Here is a 5,993-nt window from a genome sequence, read left to right as displayed (position 1 = left end):
GACCGCATCAAAGTGGAAAGCGTGAAAAGCGAAGTGCTGGAGCCCGGCTACGGCTACCTGCGCGTGTCCCAGTTCCAGAACAACACCGGTCACGAAGCCAAGAAAGCCCTGAACGAATTGAAAGCCGAAGGCGAGCTGAGCGGGCTGATCCTCGACCTGCGCAACAACCCGGGCGGCGTGCTCGGCGGCGCGGTGGAAATCAGCGACCTGTTCCTCGACTCCGGGCTGATCGTCTACACCCAGGGCCGCGAGAGCGAGAGCCGCAACGACTACAAAGCCAACCCGGGCGATGAGATCGAAGGCCTGCCCCTGGTGGTGCTGGTCAACGGCGGCTCCGCCTCGGCGTCGGAAATCGTCGCCGGCGCCCTGCAGGACCAGGGCCGCGCCGTGGTGGTGGGCACCCGCACCTTCGGCAAGGGCTCGGTGCAGACGGTGCTGCCGATCAGCGGCGACAACGCCCTGAAACTGACCACCGCGCGCTACTACACGCCGGACGGCCGCTCGATCCAGGCGGAAGGCATCGAGCCGGATATCCCGGTGCAGGTGTCCAGCGTCGAGCTGCTGAAAGACCAGCGCCCCCGCGAAGCGGACCTGCCTCACCACCTGCTCAACCAGGCGCAGAAGGAAGCGCTGGAGAAAGGCGGCGAAGAGCCCCTGGCCAGTCGTGACTACCCACTGTCCCAGGCGCTCTCGATCCTCAAGGGCATCAACCTGGCGGAACGGCGGCGCGCCGACCGCGAGGAGTAACCCGCCCGAACGCGCCGGTCAGGACGTGACCGGCGCCCGGCCGATGCCCGTAAGGCGGGCATAGCCGATCATCAGGAAGCCGAACAGGAACATCATCACTCCGTACACCGCCGCCGGCACGGACATGGCGTCCGACTGCAGCAGGGTCAGGGTCACCATCAGGCCCAGGGTGCCGTTCTTGATGCCCAGCTCAATGGCCACCGTGAACGCCTGCGGCCGGCTCAGCCCGATCAGGCGGCCACCGAACAGGCCCAGCCCCAGGCCGATCAGATTGAGCAGTATCACCGCCGCGCCGCCCTGGCGCAGCAGCACCAGCGCTTCCGCGCCCAGGTCCACCAGCAGCATCACGATCACCGCCACCAGCACCAGCAGCCCGAACACGCTGACCAGCTTCTCGCCCTTCACCGCCCAGTCCTGGCGGAAGTGACGAATGGTCATGCCGATGCTCACCGGCACCAGGATGATCACCACCAGGGTCAGGATGGTGCGCAGCACCGGCAACTCCAGGACCAGATCGCTGTCACGGAAGTGGCCCAGCGCCCAGCTGGTAAACATCGGCAGGGTCACCACCGTGACCAGGCTGGCGGCCACCGTCAGCACGATGGACAGCGCCACGTCGCCACGGCCGAGAAAGGCGAACAGGTTGGAGGTGGTGCCGCCCGGGCAGGCGGCGATGATCACCAGCCCCACCGCCAGCGCCGGGGAGAGGTCCAGCGTCATCGCCAGGCCCACGCCCACCAGCGGCAGCAGCACGATCTGCGCCACCAGGCCGTAAACGGTGGCCCGCGGGGCGATCAATACTTCGCGGAAGTCCTTGGGGGTGAGGGTGAGCCCCATGCCCACCATGATGAGAAACAGGGCGGCGGGTAAACCGATTTCAACCAGACTGGCCTGATCCATGCTGCGCTCCTTTTTTATTATCGCAAGGAGCTTAGCCTACGGGGCCCCTGGCGGCGACTCTTGTACAGAGCGCTTGCCGGTCAGCCGTCGGTGGGCGGCTTGCGCAGCGCCTTGGTCTGGCCGTGGCGGGTCTTTTTATCCATGCGCTTGCGCTTGGCGGCCTTGGACGGCTTGGTGGGCTTGCGCTTTTTCTGCTCCACGGTGGCGTCCAGGATCAGCGCTTTCAGCCGCGCCAGGGCGTCATCCAGGTTCTTTTCCTGGGTGCGGAAGCGCTGTGCCTTGATCACCACCACCCCTTCGGTGGTGATGCGCCGGTCGGACCAGGCCAGCAGCCGCTCCTTGTAGAACTCGGGCAGCGACGAGGCGCCGATGTCGAAACGCAGATGGATCGCCGAGGCGACCTTATTGACGTTCTGGCCACCGGCGCCCTGGGCGCGGATCGCCTGCCATTCGATCTCGGACTCGGGGATGGTCACATTGTTGGAGATTTTCAGCATGGGTCCTTCCTGGCCGGGGGAGTTACCGGGCTCGCGCGATAAAGCGGTCGAGCGCATTGGCGAAGGTCTGGACGTCGCTTTTGCCCAGCGATGACGGGCCACCGGTCTGCACCCCGGCGGAGCGCAGCTCTTCCATGAAATCCCGGCGGCCCAGATGTTCGCGGATGCTCTCGCTGTCGTAAAGGGTGCCACGGGGGTTGAGCGCGGTGCCACCGCTCTCCACCACCCGGGCGGCCAGCGGGATGTCGCCGGTGATCACCAGGTCGCCGGCCTGGACCTGCTCGGCGATGTAATCGTCGGCGCGGTCAAAGCCGGCTTCCACCTGTACCGCACGGAGGTGCGGCGAGCGCGGCTTGGGGATGAAATGGTTGGCCACCAGGGTGGTCTCGATGGCGCGCCGGTCGGCGGCGCGGAACAGCACGTCGCGGATCACGGCCGGACAGGCGTCCGCGTCTATCCAGATCCGCACGTCAGGTCCCCGGCAGTATCACAGGCGCATCTCAATGCCGGCGCTGTGCATGTACTGCTTGGCCTCGGCGATGCTGTACTCGCCGAAGTGGAAGATCGAGGCCGCCAGCACCGCGTCCGCGCCGCCCTGGATCACCCCGTCCACCAGGTGCTGCAGGTTGCCGACGCCACCGGAGGCGATCACCGGCACCGGCACCGCGTCGGAAATGGCGCGGGTCAGGGCGATGTCGAAGCCGTTCTTGGTGCCGTCCCGGTCCATGCTGGTGAGCAGGATCTCGCCGGCGCCGTAATCGGTCATGCGGCGCGCCCACTCCACCGCGTCGATGCCGGTGGGGTTGCGGCCACCGTGGGTGAAGATCTCCCAGCGGTTGGCTTCGCTTTCGCCGCTCACCTTCTTGGCGTCGATGGCCACCACGATGCACTGGGACCCGAAACGCTCGGCGGCCTCGCGCACGAACTCCGGGTTTTTCACCGCCGCCGAATTGATGCCCACCTTGTCGGCGCCGGCATTGAGCAGGTTGCGGATGTCCTGGATGGTGCGCACACCGCCGCCCACGGTGAGCGGGATAAACACCTGGCTGGCCATGCGCTCGACCATTTCCAGGGTGGTGTCACGGTCCTCGTGACTGGCGGTGATGTCCAGGAAGGTGATCTCGTCGGCGCCGGCCTCGTTATAGCGGCGCGCCACCTCCACCGGGTCGCCGGCGTCGCGGATATCCACGAATTTCACGCCCTTGACCACCCGGCCGTCGTCCACGTCCAGGCAGGGGATGATTCGCTTGGCTAGTGTCACTTTCGCACTCCACTACCGGTGGTGCCGGACATGCCCGGCCCCCGGGATTGCAGCTCGTCGGCCAGGGCCTGGCCCTGGGCGAAATCCAGGGTGCCCTCGTAAATGGCGCGGCCGGTGATGGCACCGGTGATGCCCACGGTCCGTGCCCCGCACAGACGGCGCACGTCTTCCATGTCGGTGATGCCGCCGGAGGCGATCACCGGAATGCTGATCGCTTCGGCAAGCCGCTCGGTGGCTTCCACGTTGACGCCCTGCAGCATGCCGTCACGGCTGATGTCGGTGTAGACGATGGCCACCACGCCGTCGTGCTCGAACTGGCGCGCCAGGTCCACCACGTCGATGTCGGTGACCTCGGCCCAGCCGTCGGTGGCCACTTTACCGTCCTTGGCATCCAGGCCGACGATCACGTGGCCGGGGAACTGCTTGCACATATCGCGCACGAACTGCGGCTCTTTCACCGCCTTGGTGCCGATGATCACCCACTGAACGCCGGCGTCCAGGTAGGCCTGAATGGTCTCGGCGCTGCGGATGCCGCCGCCGATCTGGATCGGCAGGCCCGGGTGGGCGCGGGCAATGGCGTTGACGATCTCGCCGTTCACCGGCTCACCGGCGAAGGCGCCGTTCAGGTCCACCAGGTGCAGGCGCCGGGCGCCCTGCTTCACCCAGTGGTCGGCCACCGCCACCGGGTCCTCGGAAAACACCGTGTCGTCGTCCATGCGGCCCTGCTTGAGGCGTACGCAATGGCCGTCTTTCAAATCGATGGCGGGAATCAGTTCCATGACGATCTCGCTTGTTTAACAGGCTGAAATAAGAGGACGCGGCGCTCAGGGCCGCCAGCGCAGAAAGTTTTCCAGCAGCTTGAGGCCGGCGTCGGCGCTCTTTTCCGGGTGGAACTGCACCGCGAACACATTGCGCTTGGCGACGGCGGCGGCGAACGCCAGGCCGTACTCACAGCGGCCGGCCATCTGCTCGTCGGGCACCCCGGTGGCGCAGTAGCTGTGCACGAAGTAGAAGCGGCTGTTGTCGTCGATGCCCGCCCACAGCGGGTGGTCGTTGACCTGCTGCACCTGATTCCAGCCCATGTGCGGCACCTTCAGCGGGCGCCCGGTGTCGCCCATGGGCGCGCCGAAAAACTGCACCCGACCGGAGAACACACCCAGGCAGTCGATGCCGTCGTTCTCTTCGCTGAAGTCCATCATCGCCTGCATGCCCACGCAGATGCCGAGCACCGGCTTATAGGCGTCGATGGCGTCGAGAATCGCCCGGTCCAGGCCGGTTTCGGTGATCACCTTGATGCAGTCGCGGATCGCGCCGACGCCGGGGAACACCACCCGGTCGGCGGCGCGCACCTGCTCCGGATCGCCGGTAATCACGATTCGCTGACCGTCGGCGGCCATCTTTTCCAGCGCTTTGCCGGCGGAATGGAGATTGCCCATGCCGTAGTCGACTACGGCCACGGTTTCGCTCATGGGGCGCCTCGAGTGGTTTACGGGTTTTCGGTGAGCGTGCCCTTGGTGCTCGGGGTCACGCCGTCCATGCGCGGATCCGGCTCCACCGCCATGCGCAGGGTGCGCCCGAACGCCTTGAACACGGTCTCGGCCTGGTGGTGGGCGTTCTTGCCGCGCAGATTGTCGATATGCACGGTGATCATGGCATGGTTCACCAGCCCCTGGAAAAACTCATAGAACAGGTCCACGTCGAACCCGCCGATCATGCCGCGGGTGAAATCCACGTGCATTTCCAGGCCGGGGCGGCCGGACAGGTCGATCACCACCCGCGTCAGGGCCTCGTCCAGCGGCACATAGGCGTGGCCGTAGCGGCGCACGCCCTTCTTGTCGCCCCAGGCGCGGGCCAGGGCCTGGCCCAGGGTGATGCCGATGTCCTCCACCGTGTGGTGGGCATCGATGTGCAAGTCGCCCTTGGCCTCAATGTCCAGGTCGATCAGACCGTGGCGGGCCACCTGGTCGAGCATGTGTTCCAGGAACGGCAGGCCGGTATCCAGCTTGCTCACTCCGGTGCCATCGAGATTCACGCTGACGCGAATCTGGGTCTCCAGGGTGTTTCGCTCCACGGTGGCGCGGCGTTCGCTCATCGGTACCTCCAGAAAACGGAACCCCGTATTATACGGCCCTCGGCGCCCCCTCACCAGCGCGGCGGCCATTTACCGGTTAGCGGAGACACTATGCCGATCAGTCTTGAATTTCATTCCCCCGACGCGGAACTGGCGCAACGCTTCAGCAAAGTGTTGCGCGACGACCCCGACTACGCCGCCGAACTGGGCCAGGCCCTGGACGCCGGGCGCCCGGTGGCGGCCGCCCACTTCAACGGCGCGCCGGTGGCGGTGGCGCTGCTCGACGGCAACGCCCTGGCATGGATGGTGGTGCACCCGGCCACCCGCGGACGCGGCGTGGGGCGGGACTTTCTGCGCTTGCTGGAGAAACATCACGGCGGCGCGCTAACACTGCCGGAGAAATGCCAGCGCTAGCGATTGTGCGAGCGGGCCCCGCCCGCGAAAGGCGGCGCCAGCCGCCGGCAGGATTCCAGAGACCTGCCGGATTGCGCTTTCAATAGCCGTTTCTGGGATCCTG

At 66.4% G+C, this 5,993-nt stretch carries 9 protein-coding genes; 2 read left to right on the top strand and 7 right to left on the bottom strand.

The features are described from left to right. Window positions 1-747: S41 family peptidase (locus ACEQZD_RS13775; RefSeq protein ID WP_370186161.1), on the top strand; the 747-nt coding region annotated here is incomplete at its 5' end. An 18-nt stretch (window positions 748-765) separates the two neighbouring features. Here ACEQZD_RS13775 and ACEQZD_RS13770 read toward each other — a convergent pair. The 7 genes from ACEQZD_RS13770 to hisB all read right to left on the bottom strand — a co-directional run bounded on the left by ACEQZD_RS13770 (window position 766) and on the right by hisB (window position 5,497). Further along, window positions 766-1,647 carry a bile acid:sodium symporter family protein gene (locus tag ACEQZD_RS13770; RefSeq protein WP_335629231.1) on the bottom strand — a complete coding sequence of 294 codons (882 nt, stop codon included), beginning with the start codon at window positions 1,645-1,647 and terminating at the stop codon, window positions 766-768. Window positions 1,648-1,727: 80 nt separating this feature from the next. Beyond that, window positions 1,728-2,144: an alternative ribosome rescue aminoacyl-tRNA hydrolase ArfB gene (gene arfB / locus ACEQZD_RS13765; protein ID WP_335629232.1), complete on the bottom strand. Its 417-nt coding sequence runs from the start codon at window positions 2,142-2,144 to the stop codon at window positions 1,728-1,730. A 22-nt stretch (window positions 2,145-2,166) separates the two neighbouring features. Next, a complete protein-coding gene (locus ACEQZD_RS13760; RefSeq protein WP_370186159.1) occupies window positions 2,167-2,613 on the bottom strand; it encodes a YaiI/YqxD family protein in 447 nt (148 codons plus the stop codon). Between the two features lie 18 nt (window positions 2,614-2,631). After that, entirely contained in the window at window positions 2,632-3,405 is a 774-nt protein-coding gene (gene hisF / locus ACEQZD_RS13755; RefSeq protein WP_142948218.1) for an imidazole glycerol phosphate synthase subunit HisF, read from the bottom strand. Beyond that, window positions 3,402-4,184, bottom strand: a complete 783-nt coding sequence (gene hisA / locus ACEQZD_RS13750) for a 1-(5-phosphoribosyl)-5-[(5-phosphoribosylamino)methylideneamino]imidazole-4-carboxamide isomerase (RefSeq protein WP_142948217.1) — start codon at window positions 4,182-4,184, stop codon at window positions 3,402-3,404. The genes hisF and hisA overlap by 4 nt, the downstream gene beginning before the upstream one ends. A 45-nt stretch (window positions 4,185-4,229) precedes the next feature. Beyond that, window positions 4,230-4,874: an imidazole glycerol phosphate synthase subunit HisH gene (hisH, locus tag ACEQZD_RS13745; protein WP_335629234.1), complete on the bottom strand. Its 645-nt coding sequence runs from the start codon at window positions 4,872-4,874 to the stop codon at window positions 4,230-4,232. A gap of 17 nt (window positions 4,875-4,891) precedes the next feature. Continuing rightward, entirely contained in the window at window positions 4,892-5,497 is a 606-nt protein-coding gene (hisB, locus tag ACEQZD_RS13740) for an imidazoleglycerol-phosphate dehydratase HisB (RefSeq protein WP_142948215.1), read from the bottom strand. Window positions 5,498-5,587: 90 nt separating this feature from the next. Here hisB and ACEQZD_RS13735 point away from each other — a divergent pair, with 90 nt between their 5' ends. Then, window positions 5,588-5,890 carry a GNAT family N-acetyltransferase gene (locus tag ACEQZD_RS13735; protein WP_335629235.1) on the top strand — a complete coding sequence of 101 codons (303 nt, stop codon included), beginning with the start codon at window positions 5,588-5,590 and terminating at the stop codon, window positions 5,888-5,890. The last annotated feature ends 103 nt before the right edge of the window (window positions 5,891-5,993 follow it).

The sequence above is a fragment of the Alloalcanivorax sp. genome, assembly GCF_964221125.1.
GTDB classification, from domain to species: domain Bacteria; phylum Pseudomonadota; class Gammaproteobacteria; order Pseudomonadales; family Alcanivoracaceae; genus Alloalcanivorax; species Alloalcanivorax venustensis.
This window is presented reverse-complemented; position numbering and strand designations above follow the sequence as displayed.